The organism is Shinella sumterensis (assembly GCF_004514425.2).
Lineage (GTDB): Bacteria > Pseudomonadota > Alphaproteobacteria > Rhizobiales > Rhizobiaceae > Shinella > Shinella sumterensis.
In genome coordinates, this window is the sequence record NZ_MYFN02000001.1 from 102,579 (window position 1) to 121,338 (window position 18,760).

Here is an 18,760-nt window from a genome sequence, read left to right on the forward strand (position 1 = left end):
TGAAGGAATGTCATGTTCAGCAAACCACCCCGGGAAGAGCCGGTTTTCCGGTTGGGGTGTCACAGGAGGAAATCATGCAGATCTCGGCTGTCGATACGCATCCGCGCACACCTCTCCCATTTTATCGTCACCTCTATTTCCAGGTGATCGTCGCCATCGTTGCCGGCATGCTCGTCGGCCACTTCTATCCGGATTTCGGCGCCAGCCTGAAGCCGCTCGGCGATGCCTTCATCCGTCTCGTCAAGATGATCATCGCACCGGTGATCTTCCTGACGGTCGCCACCGGTATCGCGGGCATGTCGGATCTCAAAAAGGTCGGGCGCGTCGCCGGCAAGGCGATGATCTACTTCCTCACCTTTTCCACTCTGGCGCTCGCCGTGGGCATGCTCGTCGCGAATGTCGTGCAGCCGGGTGCGGGCATGAATATCGATCCGGCCACGCTCGATGCCAATGCGGTGGCGACCTACGCCACCAAGGCGCATGAATCGACCATCACCGGCTTCCTGATGAACATCATCCCGCAGACCATCGTCGGCGCCTTCGCCGAAGGGGATATCCTGCAGGTTCTGTTCTTCTCGGTGCTGTTCGGCGTCGCGCTCGGCATGGTGGGCGACCAGGGCAAGCCGGTCGTCGACTTCCTCCAGTCGCTGACCAGCCCGATCTTCCGCCTGGTCGCCATCCTGATGAAGGCTGCGCCCATCGGCGCCTTCGGGGCCATGGCCTTCACCATCGGCAAATACGGCATCGGCTCGGTGGCCAATCTCGCCTTCCTGATCGCCACCTTCTACATCACGTCGTTCCTCTTCGTCTTCGTCGTGCTGGGTGCGGTCGCGCGCTACAACGGCTTCTCCATCATCGCGCTCATCCGCTACATCAAGGAAGAACTGCTGCTCGTGCTGGGCACGTCGTCCTCCGAGGCGGCGCTTCCCGGCCTGATGCAGAAGATGGAAAAGGCCGGCTGCAAGCGCTCGGTCGTCGGCCTCGTCATCCCGACGGGCTACTCCTTCAACCTCGACGGCACCAATATCTACATGACGCTGGCGGCCCTGTTCATCGCGCAGGCGGTGGGTATCCAGCTGTCCTTCGCCGATCAGGTCCTGCTTCTGCTCGTCGCCATGCTGAGCTCCAAGGGTGCTGCCGGCATCACCGGCGCCGGCTTCATCACGCTCGCCGCAACGCTGTCGGTCGTTCCCTCCGTGCCGGTCGCCGGCATGGCGCTGATCCTCGGCATCGACCGCTTCATGTCGGAATGCCGCGCGCTCACCAACTTCGTCGGCAACGCGGTCGCGACCATCGTCGTGGCCCGTTGGGAAAACGAGCTTGACGTGGAGCGTCTCAACGAAGCGCTGAACGGCAATGCCCTTCCGCTGCCCGAAGAGGTTCCGGTGCTCCAGCCGGCCGAATAAGCCGCACACCATCGTATGGTCCCGCCAAGGCGGTGCCGTAGCGCCCGGGCCCTGCGCCCGGGCGTTCTGCTTTCAGGCGTTTGCCCTGCGTTTCAGTCGCGCGCGGGCAGGAGGGTCGCGAGCGGCAGCACCGTTTCCTCCTTCACCGTCTTGGTGACGATGTAGGTGAAATAGCGGTCGATGCCGAGTTCGCGGTCCAGCAGGCCGTCGACCAGCCGCTGATAGGCGTCGATGTCGGGGGCCATGATACGCAGGATGTAATCCACGCCGCCGCCGACGGACCAGCAGGCCACGATTTCCGGCGTGGCGGCGACGGCGCGCTCGAAGCGTTCGAAATCCGCCTGCCGGTGATTTGCCAGCGTCACTTCCATCATGACGCTCGCCACCGGCGCGACACGCCGCACGGCAACGCGCGCATGATAGCCGGTGACGATGCCGGCCTTCTCAAGCTTGCGCAGCCGCAGCCAGCAGGGCGTGGGAGACAGGCCCGCCTTCTCCGCCAACGCCAGCTTGGTGATGCGCCCGTTCTCCTGGATGGCTTCCAGGATGCGCAGGTCGATGGCGTCGAGTTTCATGCGGGGCGCTCTCCGGGCGGCGTCAGATCGGTGGCGACCTGCTATATCCGAATTGCAGCGGCCGGCCTATCTCTCCCGTGCCGCGTCGTACAAGCTCTCCACCATATCCGGTCCGCCCGGGCTCGGGATCAGGCTCAGGATATGGCGGCAGGCACGGGCATGTCGGCGGGGGTGATCCAGACGCGCCCGTCGAAGGCGAGTTCGCCATCCGCGAGCTTGCGGCTGGCAATGGCCTCGATAAGGCCGAGCTTGGTGGTGACGTCGCCGATCGTGCCGTCATCGACGATGCAGACCGCCTGGCACCTGCGCTCGTCGCGCATGACGAGGAGCGTGTGCTGGCCATCCTGCCTCATCTTGCCCGGCATCGTCATCAGTGTCATTCGGCGTCTCCTTCCGTTCGGATATCGAGCCCCAGATCGGCGAGGGTCCGGCAGTTTGGTTAACAAATGGTTAACGTGGCCGTCTTGACGCCCGGCGGAGCCGGCAGCCGCGTGGTAATGCGCCCGCCGTTGTTTCGTTCCAGAGCTTATGGGCCAGAGCTTACGGGCATTGCCTATCCGCCCGCGAGGCATGCGGTTTGCGTCGGGGCGCTGAACGGAAAAGAACGTTCCGAAAAGAAGTCTATAAAAGAGATGGAATTTGTGTTGCCGCATTGGGGGCAGCATGGACCGACGCAGCATCAGCGACGGTCGTGCCAAACAGCGGCTGCGACGCATGAGGAGAACGGCAAATAGGGGGCAGGACAGCCGTCAGGCGTCTGAGGTCGGCGGACCGTGACCGCACGCGCGGCTTCACGGCAGGACCGGACGGTCGCACCGGCATGGCCGGCACGACACAGGGTTGGGTCAGGTGTTCTCGGACCGGCGTACGAGCTGGCCCTGTTCGGCCTTGTAGAAATATTGGCTCGCGACGAGCCATCCCTTGAGCGGGCGCAAAGGCGGGATACAGGTGAGCAGCATGAAGGGGCCGGTCACAAAGAGCTGCGTCAACAGCGACGCATTGTAATTCACCTCCAGCCACACGGCGAGGGCCGCGCTCGGGATACAGGCAAAGATCATGACGAAGAAGGCCGGGCCATCGGCGGGATCGGCGAAGGCGTAATCAAGCCCACAGGCCTCGCAGCGCGGCGCCATCTTGAGGAAACCCTTGAACAGGTGACCCTGGCCGCAGCGCGGACACCGGCCGCGAATGCCCGTTTGGAGGGGCGGAAGTGCGGGATAGGTCTCACTCATGACACATGCCTTTTCGTAACCGTTCAATCCTGTCATTCAATGCAGTCATATAGATGTGCGTATCCTGTCAATCTGTCGATTAGACATGATGACGCAGGTCGTCAGAAGAAGGAGCCGGCCATTTCCGGCGGCCCTTCCAGCGCATGCGCCATGAATTCCAGCGCGGATTGCAGCTGCGCGCGCGGGATGGGCCCGCCGAGGCAGACGCGCACGGCTTCGGGCGGCGTGCCATCCACGGTGAAGGCGTCGCTTGCGACCACGCCCAAGCCGCAGCTGCGCATATGGGCGCTGAAGATGGAACGGGTCCAGCCATGCGGCAGCGGCAGCCATATGTTGAAGCTGACGGCGTCAGCGCTGTAGCTTCCGGCAGGCAGCAGCCCGGCGACGATTTCCTGCCGCGCGGCGGCTTCCGCGCGCAGGAAGGCGAGGATCGCGTCCGCCGTGCCGTCGCCGATCCAGCGGGTGGCGAGCGCCGTTGTCAGCGGCGAGGCCATGACATTGCCGCTGCGCATGGCGCCCGCGAAGGACCAGAGGGAACGGCTGTCATCGGGTGCCGCAACGTAGGCAACGCGCAGTCCCGCGCCGATGCATTTTGAAAGCCCGCCGATATACCAGGTCAGCTCGGGGGCGAGCGAGGCCAGCGCCGCCGGCCCCCGTGTCGGCAGGAAGCCATAGGCGTCGTCCTCGATTACGGGCACCCGGTAATGCCGTGCGATGTCCACGATCGCCTGCCGCCGGGCTTGCGACATGGTCAACGTCAGCGGGTTTTGCAGGGTCGGATTGAGATACAGCGCTCTCGGTTGCTCGCGTTTGCAGGCATCGGCGAAGGCATCGGGCAGGATGCCATCCGCGTCCATCGGCAGGCCGCAGATCCTGAGCCGCAGTTGCGCGGCGATGGAGCGCAGGCCCGGATAGGTGATGTTTTCCGAAAGCACCGTCTCGCCCGGCTTCGCGAGTATTGAAAGGATAGCCAGCAGGGCCGGGTGCGCGCCCGGCGTGACGAAGATGCGCTCGGCCGGCGCGCGCACGTCGCGGCGTCCAAGCCAGGACGCGGCCGCCTCCTTGTCCATCGCGGCGCCGCCGAAACCCTGGTAGCGCAGGAGCGGCAGAAGATCGGCGGAAACGGTCGCAAGGCCTTCGCGCATGCGCGCGATGAGCGCCGGGTCGTCCGGCTCGGGCGGCATGTTCATGGAGAGGTCGAGAACCGCGGCGCGGCGATCGTCGGGAGGCGTCGTGGCCGGCGGGTTCGCCCTCGGGCTCTCGATACCGGAGACGAAAGTGCCGCGGCCGACATGGGACTGGACGAGCCCGCGCTTTTGCGCCTCCACATAGCCGCGCGCCACGGTGGTGACGTCGATGGCGAGCCGGCGGGCGAGATCGCGATGGGTCGGCAGCTTGTCACCGGGCGAAAGCTGGCCGCTTTTCAGGTCCAGTTCGATCAGGTCGGCGATTGCCATGTAGAGGGGACTGCTGCTCCGACCGAGATCGGGATGCCAGGTCTTCATGTCACAGGTTCCAGTCAAACGGGTATTGACTGTATATTGCCTGTATGTCCGCCTGTCATCAGGAGAATGCGCCGTAGCGGCTTTCTCTATCCTCAAGGAGCGAGGGCCGCCGGATGACGGCCCTCGTTTCTGTCACGTCAGCCGAGCACGGCCTTCACCGCGTCGGCGGTCGCCTTCACGACGATATCGGCCTCGTCCTTCGTCAGGCAAAGCGGGGGCGCAAAGCCGAGGATATCGCCCTGCGGCATGGCGCGGCCGATGACGCCGCGCTCGAGAAGCGCGGCCGAGACCTGTGGTCCGATCTTCTTCGCAGGATCGAAGAAGACGCGGTCGTCGCGGTCCTCGACGAATTCGACTGCCGCCATCAGGCCATCGCCGCGCACGTCGCCGACATGCTTGTGGTCGCGCACGGCCTTGGCGAGTTCGCTGCGGAAATAGGCGCCGACGGTTCCGGCGTTCTCGACGAGGCCGAGTTCATCGACCAGCTCGAGATTGGCGACGCCGGCCGCCGCGCAGATCGGATGCGACGAGTAGGTCCAGCCATGGCCGATCGGGCCGAGCTCGTCGGAACCCTTGACGAGGACCTCCCAGACCTTGTCCGAGACAATGGTGCCGGAGAGCGGCGCATAGGCGGAGGTGAGACCCTTGGCGATGGTGATCAGCGCCGGCTTCATGCCGTAATGATCCGAGCCGAACATCGTGCCGAGACGACCGAAGCCCGTCACGACCTCGTCGGCGACCAGGAGGATGTCGTACTTGTCGAGCACGGCCTGGATCTTCTGCCAGTAGCCCTTCGGCGGCGGGACGATGCCGCCCGTGCCGAGGATCGGCTCACCGATGAAGGCCGCCACGGTGTCCGGCCCCTCGGCCAGGATCATTTCTTCCAGCTTGTCGGCGCAGTATTGCGCGAACTGCTCCTCGTCCATCGAGCGGTCCGGCCGACGATAGAAATAGGGGGCCTCCGTGTGCAGAACGGGTGCGCGCGGCAGGTCGAAGGCATTGTGGAAGACGCTGAGGCCGGTGAGCGAGCCGGTCATGACGCCGGAGCCGTGATAGCCGCGCCAGCGGGAAATGATCTTCTTCTTCTCGGGGCGGCCCAGAATGTTGTTGTAGTACCAGATGAGCTTGATGTTGGTTTCATTGGCGTCCGAGCCGGACAGGCCGAAATAGACGCGGCTCATGCCCTCGGGCGCGCGGTCGATAATCATCTTGGCAAGCGTGATCGACGCTTCCGTGCCGTGGCCGACATAGGCGTGGTAATAGGCGAGGTTCTTGGCCTGCTCGGCGATCGCATCGGCGATCTTCTGGCGACCGTAGCCGACATTCACGCAATAGAGGCCGGCAAAGGCATCGAGGCTGGTCTTGCCGCTGGTATCGGTGATGTAGACGCCTTCGCCGCCGCCGATGACGCGGGTCGGCGTTTCGCCGCGCGCATGCATGCCCATATGGGTGGAGGGATGGAAGAAATGGTCGCGGTCCCAGGCGGTCAGTTCGTTGCGTTGGTCGAGCATGGTCTTTCCTTTCAAAGTCGTTGTTTCAGAATTCTGGATCACGGTCGTACACTCTTCCCGTTTTGATCCTTGGTGTCTGCCCTCTCCACCGTCATCCTCGGGCCAAGCCCGAGGATGACGACCGAGAAATTGAAGCCCGGGATCAGGCAGCCGTGTCGATGCAGAGATATTTCAGTTCGGTGAAGGCCTCCATGCCGTGGCGGGAGCCTTCGCGGCCGAGGCCGGACTGTTTCCAGCCGCCGAAGGGGATCGGGCCGCCGGTGATCTTCACGCGGTTGATCGCCACCATGCCGTATTCCAGCGCGCGGGCAAGCCGCATCTGGCGGGCGCCGTTTTCGGTCACGACATAGGCGACGAGGCCATATTCGGTGTCGTTGGCGCGCGCCACCACCTCCGCCTCGCTGTCGAAGACGCTGATGCCGGCGACCGGGCCGAAGGTTTCTTCACGCATGATCAGCGCGTCGTCCGTCACGCCGGCCAGGAGTGTCGGCGTGTAGAACAGCGGGCCGGCCGGGTGGCGGCTGCCGCCTGTCAGCAGCGTCGCGCCGCGCGCGACAGCGTCGGCCACCTGTTCCTCCACCTTGGCGACGGCGCGTTCGTGCATCAGCGGGCCGATCTCGACACCGTCCTCCAGCCCGCCGCCGACCTTCAGCGCCTCGATGCGGGCCTTGAAGGCGGCCGTGAAGGCGGCAAGCACAGGGCGCTCGACATAGATGCGGTTGGCGGCGAGGCAATCCTGCCCGGAGGTCGCGAATTTCGCGTTGATCGCGATATCGGCGGCCTTGTCGATATCGGCGTCGGCGAAGATGACCAGCGGCGCGTGGCCGCCGAGTTCCATGACGAGCCGCTTCATGGTGGGTGCGCACTGGCCGGCGATCAGCTTGCCGATTTCCGTCGAGCCGGTGAAGCTGAGAGCACGCACGCGGGCATCGGCATTCATCCGCCCGACGATGGTCGCGGCGTCGCCCGTCACGACATTGAAGACGCCGGCGGGAAGGCCGGCCCGCTCGCCGAGTTCGGCAAGCGCGAGCGCGGAGAGCGGGGTTTCACTGGATGGGTGGGCGACGACGGTGCAGCCGGCGGCAAGCGCTGCCGCGGCCTTGCGCGTCACCATGGCAGACGGGAAATTCCACGGCGTGACGATGCCGGCGACGCCGAGCGCCTCGCGGCGCACGATCATCTCGGCGCCGGGAAGGTGGCTGGTGACGCTTTCGGCGTTGAGGCGCTTTCCGTCCTCGGCATACCACTCGATGAAGGACGCCGCATAGTCGATCTCACCGCGGGATTCGGCCAGCGGCTTGCCCTGTTCCAGCGTCATCAGCAGCGCGAGGTCCTCGCGGGCCTCCAGCATCAGGTCGTGCCATTTGCGCAGAATTTTCGCACGCTCCTGCGGCAGCCGGTCCCGCCATGCCGGGAAGGCGCTGCTTGCGGCGGCAATCGCCTGATCCGCCTGCGCGCCGTCGAGCGCCGCGACCCAGCCGAGCGTCGTGCCCGAGCCGGGGTCCGTCACCGCAAAGCTTGCGCCATCACGCCCCGCCACCCAGCGGCCATCGACATAGGCGAGGCTGCGCAACAAATGTGGATCGGCAAGCCGGGCAAGGGCTTCGTGAAAAGCGGGACGGGCGAATGTGGCGGTCATGAAGGCCTCCTCTGATGTGCCGAAAGTCTGCCAGAGGATGGCGGTCAAATTGTCTATTGGGTGGGCTGGCAGCAGAGACTTGGGCCAAATGCGTCTCGGCGTGTAGACAATCTCTCTACCCGATGGTGTCGCCTAGCGTGCCTCTTCGAGGATCATCGCGGCGCCCTTTTCCGCCACCATCATGGTCGGCGCGTTGATGTTGCCGGCGGTGATGTTGGGAAAGATCGAGGCGTCGACAACGCGCAGGCCCGCCACGCCATGCACCCTTAGCCTGCTGTCGACGACCGCCGTGCCGGCATCCGGGCCCATCGCGCAGGTGCCGCACGGATGGTAGATCGAACCGGCATTGTCGCGGAAATAGGCCAGCAGCGCCGCGTCGCCATCAATTGCGGGTCCGGGAGACACTTCCTCCGATGTCACGGTGGCGAGCGCGGCCTGCGCCGCGATCCGCCGCACCAGCCGGTTGCCCTGCAACACGTCCGCAATATCCCTGTCGGTGGAGAGATAGTTGGGCCGGATCGCCGGCGCGACATGCGGCTCGGCAGAGGTGATCGTCACGCTGCCGCGGCTTTGCGGCCGGCAGGCATTGAAGCAGATCAGGTAGCCGGGATAGGGCTCGGGCTTCAGTCCTGCCTTCGGCTCGGCTGGAATGCGGTAGGAGAGAGGGTTGAAATAGAGCTGGATGTTCGGCCCTGCCTCGTCCGGCGCGCCGCGAAAGAAACCGCCCGCCTGGTTGACGCTCATCGCGAACGGACCCTTGCGGGTCAGAAGATATTGCAGCCCGAGCCGCGCCTGGCCGAACAGGCTGGCGAATGCGCCGTTCAGAGTCGGGATCGTTGCGCGAAAATAGTAGCTGGCGCACAGATGGTCCTGAAGGTTTTGGCCCACGGCGGGCAGATGCCGGCGCACGGCAATGCCGAGATCCTTCAGCCGGTCGCCGTCGCCAAGGCCGGAAAGCTGCATGATCTGCGGACTGCCGATGGCGCCGGCTGCCAGCACCACCTCGCGACGGGCGGTAAAGCGGCGCTTCACACCGTTTTGGACAACCTCGATGCCGCTGACGCGGCCGTCTTGCGCAAAGGTCAGCCGCTCGACCAGCGCGTCCCGTTCAATCGCCAGATTGGCACGGTCGAGTGCCGGGCGCAGATATTCCGCACTGGAATGGGAGCGCCGCCCCTTGTTCGTGTTGATATCGTAGACGCCCGCGCCCTCGATGTCCGCGCCGTTGAAATCCGCGTTCATGGGCAGGCCGAGCGCGCGGCAGCTCTCGAGAAAGGCGTCGGTGATCGGATGCGTCATGCCGCGCATCGGCGTGACATGGATCGGTCCCTCGGCGCCATGCCACTCGGACGCCCCGCCGGCATGGCTTTCGAGTTGACGAAAATAGGGCAGGACGTCGTCATGCCCCCAGCCGGGATTTCCCGCGCGGGCCCAATCGTCGAAATCCGCTTTCGCCCCGCGCACGAAGATCATGGCGTTGATCGAGCCCGACCCGCCCTGCACCTTGCCGCGCGGCACGTAGACGCGCCGGCCGTTCAGTGCGCCTTCCGGCTCGCTCTGGTACATCCAGTTGACGCGCGGATCGTAATAGCTGCGCGCATAGCCGACGGGGATCTGGAACCAGAAGGAACGGTCGCTGCCACCGGCCTCGACCACGAGCACGGAATGCCGGCCGTCCTGGCTGAGACGGCTCGCCAGGATGCATCCCGCGGATCCGGCACCGACGACGATATAGTCGTATTGCATGGCCGCGCCCTCAGCCGCGCGCCGGGGCAAGCGCCTTCACGTCGGCAGGCTCGCTTGCCATCTGCAGGTGAAGCCGCGCGCCGGTATAGGGCGAGTGGCGCTCCACCACGTCGAGATCGAGTTCGACGCCAAGGCCGGGCTCGCGCGACGGAATGATGTAACCGTCCTCCACGCAGAGCTTCGTCTTCAGGATCTCGGCGTGGAAGCCCGAGAAATCCACGATGGCCTCGTGGATAAGGAAGTTCGGGGTCGCTGCCGAAAGCTGGATGCTGGCGGCCGCGCCGACGGGGCCGTTGTAGAGGTGGGGCGCGATCTGCGCGTATTGCGCCTCTGCCATGCCCGCGATCTTCTTGGCTTCCAGCAGGCCGCCGACACGCGCCACGTTCATCTGAAGGATCGAGGCGGCCTTCTCCTCAAGAACGCGCTGGAATTCGTACTTCGTCGTCAGCCGCTCGCCGGTCGAGATCGGGATGGAGGTCGCCCGCGCGACCTCCGCCATCGCGGCCTCCTGGCCGGGCGGCACCGGTTCCTCGAACCAGAGCGGATCGTATTTCTCCAGACGCCGGGCGAGGCGGATCGCCGAGGAGGGCACCATCTGGCCATGTGTGCCGAACAGGATGTCGGCGCGCGAGCCGATGGCGTCGCGGATCTTGCGGCAGAACGCCTCGCAGCGGTCCATCACGGCGAGCGAGAGCTGATGGCCGGAGTAATCCGTATAGGGGCCGGCCGGGTCGAACTTGACCGCGGTGAAGCCCATCTCGACCATCTTCACCGCATAGTCGGCGGCAAGGTCCGGGTCGTTGTAATCATATTCGCCGGCCGCATTGACGGGATAGAGATAGGTATAGGCGCGCAACTTCTCGTGCACCGTGCCGCCGAGCAGGTCGCAGACCGGCCGGCCGGCGGCCTTGCCGATAATATCCCAGCAGGCGATCTCCAATCCGGAGATGATGCCCATCATGGTGGGGTCGGGGCGCTGGGTGAAGCCGCTGGAATAGGCCGCTCGCCAGAAGCGCTCGATCCGGTGCGGATCATGGCCCAGCAGGTAGCGCTCGAAGACGTCGTCGATCAGCGCCGTCATCGCGGCCGGATGAAAGGCGGTGGCGTAGATTTCGCCCACGCCCTCGATGCCGCATTCGGTGCGCAGCCGCACGAAGATCCAGTACATGCCGCCGATATGCGGCGGCGGCACCGCGACGATATGGGTCGTGAGAGAGGCGATCTTCATGGTTTCCCCCGTCTTCGTGAAATCGATGGGCGCTCAGTGCTTGAACACGACAAGCCGTGTTTGCGTGAATTCCAGCATGCCGTGCTTGCCGTCGTCGCCGCCAAGGCCGGATTTCTTCCAGCCGGCATGGAAGCCCTGATAGGGATCGGCGGGCAGGCGGTTGATATAGAGTTCGCCGGCCTCGACGGTCGCTGCGGCGCGCATGGCCTTGCGATAGCTCTCGGTGAAGAGCACGGCACTGAGGCCATATTGATGGTCGTTCGCCAGCGCCAGCGCCTCCTCGAAGGTGGCATAGCGCAGCACGGCGAGAACCGGGCCGAACACCTCCTCGCGCACGATTTCCATATCCTGCCGGCAGTCGGAAAGCAGCGTGGGCGGATAGAAGAAACCCGCGCCTTCGGGCAGGAAACCACCAACTTCGACGCGGGCGCCCGCCGCTCGCGCGCGCTCCACCATGGCATGGACGCGCTGTCGGGCGGCGTCACTGACGAGCGGGCCCATGCGCGCGGCATCCTCCGCACGGTCGCCGAACGTCCGGGCGGCGAAGGCCTCCTTCAGCCTCGCCAGCAGGCGGTCATGCACTGCCTCGTGCACATAGAGCCGTTCCGGACTGGTGCAGACCTGGCCGCAATGGTTCGTCTTGGCTGCGACGATCATCGCCGCCACCGCGTCGATATCGGCGTCGGGCTCGACGATGACAGGCGTCTTGCCGCCCAGTTCCAGCGAGGGCTTGGCGATGTTTTCCTTGCAGTAATCGAGGACGACCTGCCCCGCGGCCACGCTGCCGGTCAACGTGATCATGCCCACGGCCGGATGGGTGCAGAGCGCACGGGCGGTATCGTGGTTCATGGCGAGAATGCTGACGAGCCCCTCCGGCAGACCCGCCGCCTGCACCGCCTCGGCAAAGACCAGGGCGGAGAGGGGCGTGTTGTTGCTCGGCCGCACGAGGACCGCATTGCCGGCAATCAGCGCGGGCGCGATCTTCCGCACCAGAGTATAGATCGGATAGTTGAACGGGATGAGGCAGGCGACGACGCCGATGGGCTCGCGACGCAGCATGAGCGTCTCGTCTGGATTGTCGCTCTCGATGACCTCGCCCTCGATGCGCCGCGCCCATTCGGCGTGGTAGCGCAGCAGTTCGACGCCGTAGGTCACTTCGCCGGTCGCATCGTCAAGGCTCTTGCCGGATTCGGCGGCGAGTGCCGCGCCGATCTCGCTGGCCCGGGCGGTCAGCGCATCGGCCAGCCGGCGTAAGGCGTCGCCGCGCGCGATGGCGGGCAGGGCGCGCCATGCGGGCTGTACCCGCCGGGCGGCGGTGGCGGCGGAAAGCGCCTCCGCCTCGCTTGTGGCCGGCAGGGTGGCGATGACCTCGCCCGTGGCGGGATTGCGCACGGAAATCTCTTCGGACGAGGCGGCCCGCTCGAAGCGGCCGGCAATGAAGTTGCGGAATTCGCGCATGTGTCCCATCTCGGCTGGCGCCCTCTTCGCTGGAGGATGGCCGGGAGAGGATGAGCGAGCGGCGCACGACGCCTCTCCGGCGCCAGTCCACTTGGACACTCCACTTGGCCAGTCCACCGGGCAAGTGTCGCGGGGGTGGTGGAAATGCGCAAACGAGGAATTTTCGGGTGAGGTATTCCGCCGGGGAATGCTCGAGGCCTCAGCCGGCCCGCCCGGCTTGCGCGAAGAGCCAGGTCCGGAATGCGGCGAGTGCGGGTGAGACCACGGCACGGGGACGGGTGACGAGCCAGTAGGATTCATGGCCGTCGACGGCGATATCGAAGAGCTGGCGCAGCGTGCCGGCAGCCAGATCGGCGGCCACCATGGAGCGGTCGGCGATGGTGACGCCGAGGCCCGCGCGCGCCGCCTCGATTGCGAGGTCGAGCACGTCGAATTCAAGGCCGTGGCTGGTGTCGAGTTCGGGACAGCCGGCTGCGTCCAGCCAGTGCCGCCAGGTGAGATAGCGCTGGTCGGGGGCAGCCAGCACATGCAGGAAGGTGAATTGCGCAAGGTCGGCGGGTGTGGCAAGCGGCCTGCCGTCGACAAGTCCGGGCGCAGCGACGGCGATATGTTCCTCGCTGATCAGCAGGCTGGCATCGAGCGTGGGCCACTCGCCATCGCCGAAGCGGATGGCACAATCAAGGAGACCGCGCTCCGCAAGGCTGTCTGCGGCCTCGGTACCGATGCTGAGATCGATGTCGGGCAGGGTGCGCCTGAGATCGGCAAGCCGCGGCATCAGCCAGCGCCGGGCGAATGTCGCGGGAACGTTGATGCGCAGCCGGTTGCGGTTCTGCTTGTCGGCAATGCCGCGCAGTGATGTCTCGATATCGTGAAATGCCTGCTGCACGGTTTCGAGCAAGGCGGCGCCGGCCGGCGTCAGCTCAAGGCGGTGATGGCGCCGGATGATCAGCGGCTCGCGGATATCGTCTTCCAGGCTCTTGATCTGCTTGCTGACGGCGCTCTGCGTCAGGTTCAGCCGCTCGGCGGCCCGCGTGAAGCTGCGGGTCTGGCCAACCACTTCGAAAACCTTCATGGCCGACAGGCCGGGAAGTTTGCGCATCGTCCTCTCATGCGACATTGGAACTCGCCGGTATCATACGCCAAGTCGGCGCACGGCATAGCGAAATGGGCGGCTGGCGGCCGGTTAGGGGGCTTTCCACATGATGACGCGGTCACGCCCGGCTTCCTTCGCCATGTAGAGCGCGTTGTCGGCCCGTGAAATCCCGGCTTCAAGGCTTGTCTCGGGGTCGCACAGCACGGCGCCGATGCTGACGGTAATGGCAAGGTCGTGGTGATCGATCCGGAAGGGCGTGGAGCCGACGGCAGAGCGGAGCTTTTCCGCCGCGTCGGCGATTGCGGCGCCATCCGGCCGCCGCAGGAGCACGGCGAATTCCTCGCCGCCCATGCGTCCAAAACGATCCCGCGGCTCCAACGCGTCGAGGCAGCGCCTGGTGAAGTCCACCAGCACGCGGTCGCCCACGCTGTGGCCATAGCGGTCGTTGATCGACTTGAAGTGGTCGATGTCGAGCATCAGGAAGGCACAGGCGGCGCTGCGATTTTCGCTCTCGGCTTGCAGGCGCGCGGCCTCGTCCATCAGGCGGCGACGGTTCATGGCACCCGTCAGGGCGTCTGTCTCGGCGAGCCTCTTCAGCTCGCGTGCGGCGGCGCGCTCCTGCGTCACGTCGATATAGAGATTGATGTTGAAATTGCCGATCGTGCGGTGGCGGAACTGGATCGTCCGCGTCCGGCCGGTTGCCGTGGCAACATCGAGGTCGAAAGGTGTCATCTCCCGCTGCTCGGCGCGGGCGGCGGCAATGGAATCGTACCACTGTTTGCGGGCGTAGGCGCGGTACTCGGGATCGGGATAGGCGACGCGCCACCAGTCCTCGATGTCGGAGATGTCGTCCTGCGAGAAGCCGAACAGCTCCTTGAAAGTGGAGTTCGCGAACTGAATCTGGTCGTCGGAGCTGGCGATCTCGAAACCGAAGGGCAGCCAGTTGAGCATCGACAGCATGTTGTCCTGCCATCCGGCGAGCGCGACCGAGCCCTGCGGCGGCGCGTCCATGAAGGTGAAGAGGCGAAGCGTCTCGTCCTCCACCGCGATCTTCGTGACCTGTACCATGAGCGAGCGCTCCTGGCCCTGCACCTGTGCCGGGATGATGAACGGCTCGCCGGGCGTTCCCACGGGCGCGACGTTCCAGATCTGGCCGAGCATCATGGTGGCTTCCGGCCCGACAAGTTCTTCCATTTGACAGTGGTTGAAGGCTTCCAGGCCGCGGCCGAAGAGGATCGCAGCGTTGCGGTTGGCCTGACGAACGGTCAGGTCTTGCATCTCGACGAGCACCAGGGGCGCGCCGACGCAGTTCATCCAGAAATCGACATCCTGGCGGGAACGGCCATGCGCAGGAATGCCCACGGCTTCGGTCTCCTGTGGGAGCGCGCTTTTCACTGCGATTTCGGGCATTCTCATGCGCTCGCTTCTCGCCTCGGACAGCGGTTTCATTCCGCGTGAGCTGCAAATATGCGCGAGCCGAATTAATGCAGAATTAATAGGGTCGGCGCGGTCACGCGAGAGGGAGCGCCCGAGCGGCGACGATGAGACGAGGCAGAGCGGCAGCCACTCTACCTTACGGTTCCGTCAGGCCGTCGAAGACTTCCAGGAGCGCATCGACGATGGCCTGGCCGAGCGCGTTCGCTGACGTGGCAATCTCTTCGTCGCCGTGATCCCGGGTGGCGACCGCGAGGTTGCCGCCCTGTTCGGCGACAATCGCCTTCGCTCGCTCGATAGCCCAAATGGCAAAATCGCCGCGGCTGGCGATCGTCATCGTCTCGGTCGTCTCATCCATGGCGCTCACTTCTGATAAGCATAGCACGGCGGCTCGTTGCTCTCTCGATGAATTGAGCCATATCGCTTGGCGGGGACGAGGGAAACCATTTTCAGCAGCTTACCGACCGTCTCCCCGCTCGGGGAGCAGGCATGATTCAGCTTGGATGAGCGTCTCCAGCCCGGCGAAAAACCGCCGGGTCTTCCGTTGAAACGTCATGCTGGCGAAAACCGTCCGCCCGAACTACCAGCTCGTGCTCGCCTTCAGCATGAAGGTGCGCCCCGCGCCGTAGCCGCACGAGCCGAGCCCCTGGCAACTCGCCACATAATCCTTGTCGAACAGGTTGGCGACGTTGAGCGCGACGGCCCAGTTGTCCTTCTGGTAGCGGATGGCCGCGTCCACCAGCGTCGCCGACGGCACCTTGAGCGTATTCGCCCGGTCCGCCCAGGATTGGCCGACATGCCGCACGCCGGCGGCCACGCTCACGCCGTCCAGCGTCTCGTTCTGGAAGGCATAGTCCAGCCATAGCGACGCGGTCACGTCCGGAACCTGGATCGGTGTATTGCCGGCCGGCGTGCCGTCGAATGCACCGCCGGTCGCCTTGGTCACTTCCATGTCGATATAGGTGAACGCGCCGATGAGCTTCAGGCCCTCCGTCACGTTCGCCTGGACCGAGGTCTCGAAGCCCCGCGCATCCACCTCGCCAATGGCGAAGTTGCGGGAAACGCCGTTCTCCATGAGCGCGGTCGGCACGTTCTGCCGGGTGATGTCGAAGTAGGCGGCCGAGATCAGGCCGTCCATGAAGTCCGGCTGGTATTTTACGCCCAGCTCCAGCTGCTTCCCCTTTTCGGGCGGCAGCAGCCCGTTGACCGGATCTGTCGCCGTGGTCGGGTTGAAGGAAGTGGTGTAGCTGACATAGGGCGTCAGGCCATTTGAAAACTCATAGGCGAGCCCGGCGCGCCAGGTGAATTCGCGGTCGTCGCTGCTCATCGACGTGCCGTTGTTGCGGTTGTCGATGTCGGTGGAAACGAGGTCGTAGCGACCGTTCAGCGTGACGATCCAGCCGCCGCCGAACTTGATCTGATCCTGCGCGTAGAGACCAAGCTGGTTGCGGGTGAGGTCTTCGTTCAGATAGGGCGGGAAGAGCGGTGAGGGGGCCGCGCCATAGACCGGGTTGAGCAGATCGATGCCCGGAGCATTGCCGGACGCCTGGACCTGATCAATTCCATAGCGGCGATAGTCCAATCCGAACAAGAGGTTATGTTCGACTTCGCCGGTCTGCACAGCGCCTTCAAGCTGGTTGTCCACGGTAAACAACCCGACATCCGTATCGTGGGCGAAGCGGAACCGATTCAGCGTCGTACCCGTAATGCCGTTGGCATAAAGCGCATCTTCCTCAAGCGAAACACGCGCATAGCGCAGGTTCTGGCGCACCGTCCAGTCATTGTCGAACCGGTGTTCGAAAGCGTAGCCGATCATCGCCTGCTGGCGATCGTAGGTGTCGAAGTCCTCTTCCCCATAGAAGAAGTCACGGGGGATACGGATGCCCCCGGGCGCGTCGATGACCGTCCCGACATAGGGCAGGAAGCCGGTGCTGGTATGCGTCAGGTCGATATGCTGATACGAGCTCAGGATGGTGAGGCTGGTATCCTCGTCCGGCTGCCAGGTAAGGCTTGGCGCAATCGTGCCGCGGAAATCCTTCGCCTTGTCCGTTTCCCAACCGCCGCCGGAAACCTTGCCGGTCACACGATAGCGGGCCGCGTCGTCCGCGCCGAGCTGATCGCTGAAGTCGAGCCCAAGATAGCCGTTGCCGAAGCTGTTGATGCCGGTCTCGACATAGCGCAGCGGCTCATCCGTCGGCCGCTTGCTGATCAGATCGACGAAACCGCCGGGATTGCCGCTGCCATAGAGCGCGGAACTCGGCCCTTTCACCACATCCATGCGCTCCAGGAAGAACGGATCGATCAGGAAGGTGCCGAAGCCGGATTGATAGAGCGACAGCCCGTCCAGGAAAATGCCGGACTGTTCCGCCTGGAAGCCGCGAATGAACAGCCAGTCCGTATCCGCATCCGTGCCGTAGGTCGATGCGTTCACGCCGGCAACATAACGCAGCGCCTCGTCAACCTTCTGTGGGCTTTGCGCATCGATCTGCTCGCGGCCGACGACCGTGACCGACTGCGGAATCTCATTGATTTTCGTGGCCGCCTTGCTGCCTGCACGGGTGGTTTTTGCGACAAGACCCTTGACCGGCTCGATACCGGTATCGGCATTCTCCGCACCTTGCTCGACGCGTACTTCCTCAAGCTGGGTCGCACGCTCCTGGGCGAACGCGCCTGCCGACGCGATCATGGCGCAGACGGCGGTCCCGCAGGCGAGGGCCAGTCTGATTTTCTTTTGGTTTTTCAACGTGATCATCCCCTACACATCCCACGCAGTTCAGGCTCGGCCCCGTTCGGCCGAGCGAATGGCAATAAGATGAGTAATTAACTCAGTTTTAATATTCGGGATTGTCACATTCCGCGAAAATTGAACGTTCTTGGGCTATTTTCAGCCGAGGTCGCGGGCACGGATGGCACGCCTTCAGGCACCATTGGACTTGCGCCAATTGGCGGGCGTGGTGCCGAAGTTCTTGCGGAAGACCCGGGTGAAATGCGCCTGGTCAGCGAAGCCCGTCTCGACCGCAATGTCGATCAACGACAAATTTCCACGTCGAATCAATGCCTTGGCGCGACGTAGGCGCGCATTGACCTGCCACTGATGCGGCGCCATGCCGGTGGAGGCCTTGAAGGCATGGCTGAAATGCGATTGGGAAAGCCCCACGAGCCCGGCCAGTTCCTCAAGCCTGATATTGCGCAAGCAGTTTTCTTCAATGAAGTCGGTCGCGCGACGCAGTTGCCACCCCGCAAGCTTGCTTCTTTTGCGGCCCTGCACCTTGGCCAGTTTCATGACATCGATCAGCAGGGCGAGCGAAAGGCCGTCGCCGTAGAGGTCGTGCAGGGGGAGGGGGTTGCAGCATTCCGCAGCGATCAGGTGCGCCAGGGAGAGAAGCCGGTTGTCGGAGAAAAACAGTTGCGGCGTCGCCAGGCGCTCGGCGTCCAGATCATCGGCCAGCCTCCGGCGGATCGTCTCGACATCGAAATGCAGGTCGAGATGGCGCATGAAGCGGTGGTCGGCAAGTTCGGCCCAAAGCTCGAAATCCGCCGGGATATAGGCAATCGGCTGCAAGCCCCAATCCGCGACCGTCTCCTTGCCGCCGGATGACAGGCGCATTCGGGAGGATCCGGGGCCCCGCTTGTCGAGCAGCACGAACAGGCGAGGATCGCGCCCGACATAGTAACCGCCGGCATGCGGTGCACATTCCACATTCCAGACGTCGGCGACGATGCCGTTCCAATGCCGCCGGCTGAGATCGCCCACAACGGAAAAGCCTTCGATCCTGTTTTGCATGCGCGGCTGGAAGGTCATCTTGCCGTCCGGTTATACCTTCTTATCTCCCTCAAGTTTTCTACAGGCAAACGGCGCCGCGTGCAACATGGCCCAATTCGAGGGGACCGGTTTGGAAGGGAAATCGCTTGTCGTTAGCCTCCGCACCCACG

Annotated in this window: 15 protein-coding genes; 1 reads left to right on the forward strand and 14 read right to left on the reverse strand. The window is 64.5% G+C overall.

Annotation, left to right across the window (positions count from 1 at the left end; genetic code table 11):
- Nucleotides 1–74: 74 nt before the first annotated feature.
- Complete coding sequence (locus B5M41_RS00455; protein WP_134651016.1) at nt 75–1,406, forward strand: dicarboxylate/amino acid:cation symporter; 1,332 nt, start codon at nt 75–77, stop codon at nt 1,404–1,406.
- Between the two features lie 92 nt (nt 1,407–1,498).
- On the opposite strand, the gene B5M41_RS00460 is transcribed toward B5M41_RS00455, so the two are convergent.
- The 14 genes from B5M41_RS00460 to B5M41_RS00525 form a co-directional block, all read right to left on the reverse strand.
- Entirely contained in the window at nt 1,499–1,981 is a 483-nt protein-coding gene (locus tag B5M41_RS00460) for an Lrp/AsnC family transcriptional regulator (protein ID WP_134651015.1), read from the reverse strand.
- Between the two features lie 134 nt (nt 1,982–2,115).
- Nucleotides 2,116–2,361 (reverse strand): hypothetical protein, encoded by a 246-nt coding sequence (locus B5M41_RS00465; RefSeq protein ID WP_134651014.1) that lies wholly within the window; start codon nt 2,359–2,361, stop codon nt 2,116–2,118.
- A gap of 465 nt (nt 2,362–2,826) precedes the next feature.
- The gene (locus tag B5M41_RS00470) at nt 2,827–3,213 is read right to left on the reverse strand and encodes a DUF983 domain-containing protein (protein WP_134651013.1); all 387 of its coding nucleotides are present in this window, start codon (nt 3,211–3,213) and stop codon (nt 2,827–2,829) included.
- Between the two features lie 101 nt (nt 3,214–3,314).
- Nucleotides 3,315–4,718, reverse strand: coding sequence for an aminotransferase-like domain-containing protein (locus B5M41_RS00475; protein ID WP_134651012.1), 1,404 nt, complete (start codon nt 4,716–4,718; stop codon nt 3,315–3,317).
- Between the two features lie 137 nt (nt 4,719–4,855).
- Entirely contained in the window at nt 4,856–6,229 is a 1,374-nt protein-coding gene (locus B5M41_RS00480) for an aspartate aminotransferase family protein (RefSeq protein ID WP_134651011.1), read from the reverse strand.
- 142 nt (nt 6,230–6,371) lie between these two features.
- A complete protein-coding gene (locus B5M41_RS00485) occupies nt 6,372–7,868 on the reverse strand; it encodes an NAD-dependent succinate-semialdehyde dehydrogenase (RefSeq protein ID WP_134651010.1) in 1,497 nt (498 codons plus the stop codon).
- A gap of 132 nt (nt 7,869–8,000) precedes the next feature.
- On the reverse strand, nt 8,001–9,614 hold the full coding sequence (locus tag B5M41_RS00490; protein ID WP_134651009.1) for a GMC family oxidoreductase: 1,614 nt from the start codon (nt 9,612–9,614) through the stop codon (nt 8,001–8,003).
- Between the two features lie 10 nt (nt 9,615–9,624).
- Nucleotides 9,625–10,842: a mandelate racemase/muconate lactonizing enzyme family protein gene (locus B5M41_RS00495; RefSeq protein ID WP_134651008.1), complete on the reverse strand. Its 1,218-nt coding sequence runs from the start codon at nt 10,840–10,842 to the stop codon at nt 9,625–9,627.
- Between the two features lie 33 nt (nt 10,843–10,875).
- The gene (gene aldA, locus B5M41_RS00500; RefSeq protein ID WP_134651007.1) at nt 10,876–12,300 is read right to left on the reverse strand and encodes an aldehyde dehydrogenase; all 1,425 of its coding nucleotides are present in this window, start codon (nt 12,298–12,300) and stop codon (nt 10,876–10,878) included.
- 199 nt (nt 12,301–12,499) lie between these two features.
- Complete coding sequence (locus tag B5M41_RS00505) at nt 12,500–13,399, reverse strand: LysR substrate-binding domain-containing protein (protein WP_134651006.1); 900 nt, start codon at nt 13,397–13,399, stop codon at nt 12,500–12,502.
- Nucleotides 13,400–13,483: 84 nt separating this feature from the next.
- On the reverse strand, nt 13,484–14,809 hold the full coding sequence (locus B5M41_RS00510; RefSeq protein WP_167719342.1) for a GGDEF domain-containing protein: 1,326 nt from the start codon (nt 14,807–14,809) through the stop codon (nt 13,484–13,486).
- Nucleotides 14,810–14,966: 157 nt separating this feature from the next.
- Nucleotides 14,967–15,185 carry a hypothetical protein gene (locus tag B5M41_RS00515; protein WP_134651004.1) on the reverse strand — a complete coding sequence of 73 codons (219 nt, stop codon included), beginning with the start codon at nt 15,183–15,185 and terminating at the stop codon, nt 14,967–14,969.
- 222 nt (nt 15,186–15,407) lie between these two features.
- Nucleotides 15,408–17,579: a TonB-dependent siderophore receptor gene (locus B5M41_RS00520; protein WP_134651003.1), complete on the reverse strand. Its 2,172-nt coding sequence runs from the start codon at nt 17,577–17,579 to the stop codon at nt 15,408–15,410.
- A 165-nt stretch (nt 17,580–17,744) separates the two neighbouring features.
- Entirely contained in the window at nt 17,745–18,629 is an 885-nt protein-coding gene (locus B5M41_RS00525) for a helix-turn-helix transcriptional regulator (protein WP_134651002.1), read from the reverse strand.
- Nucleotides 18,630–18,760: the final 131 nt, after the last annotated feature.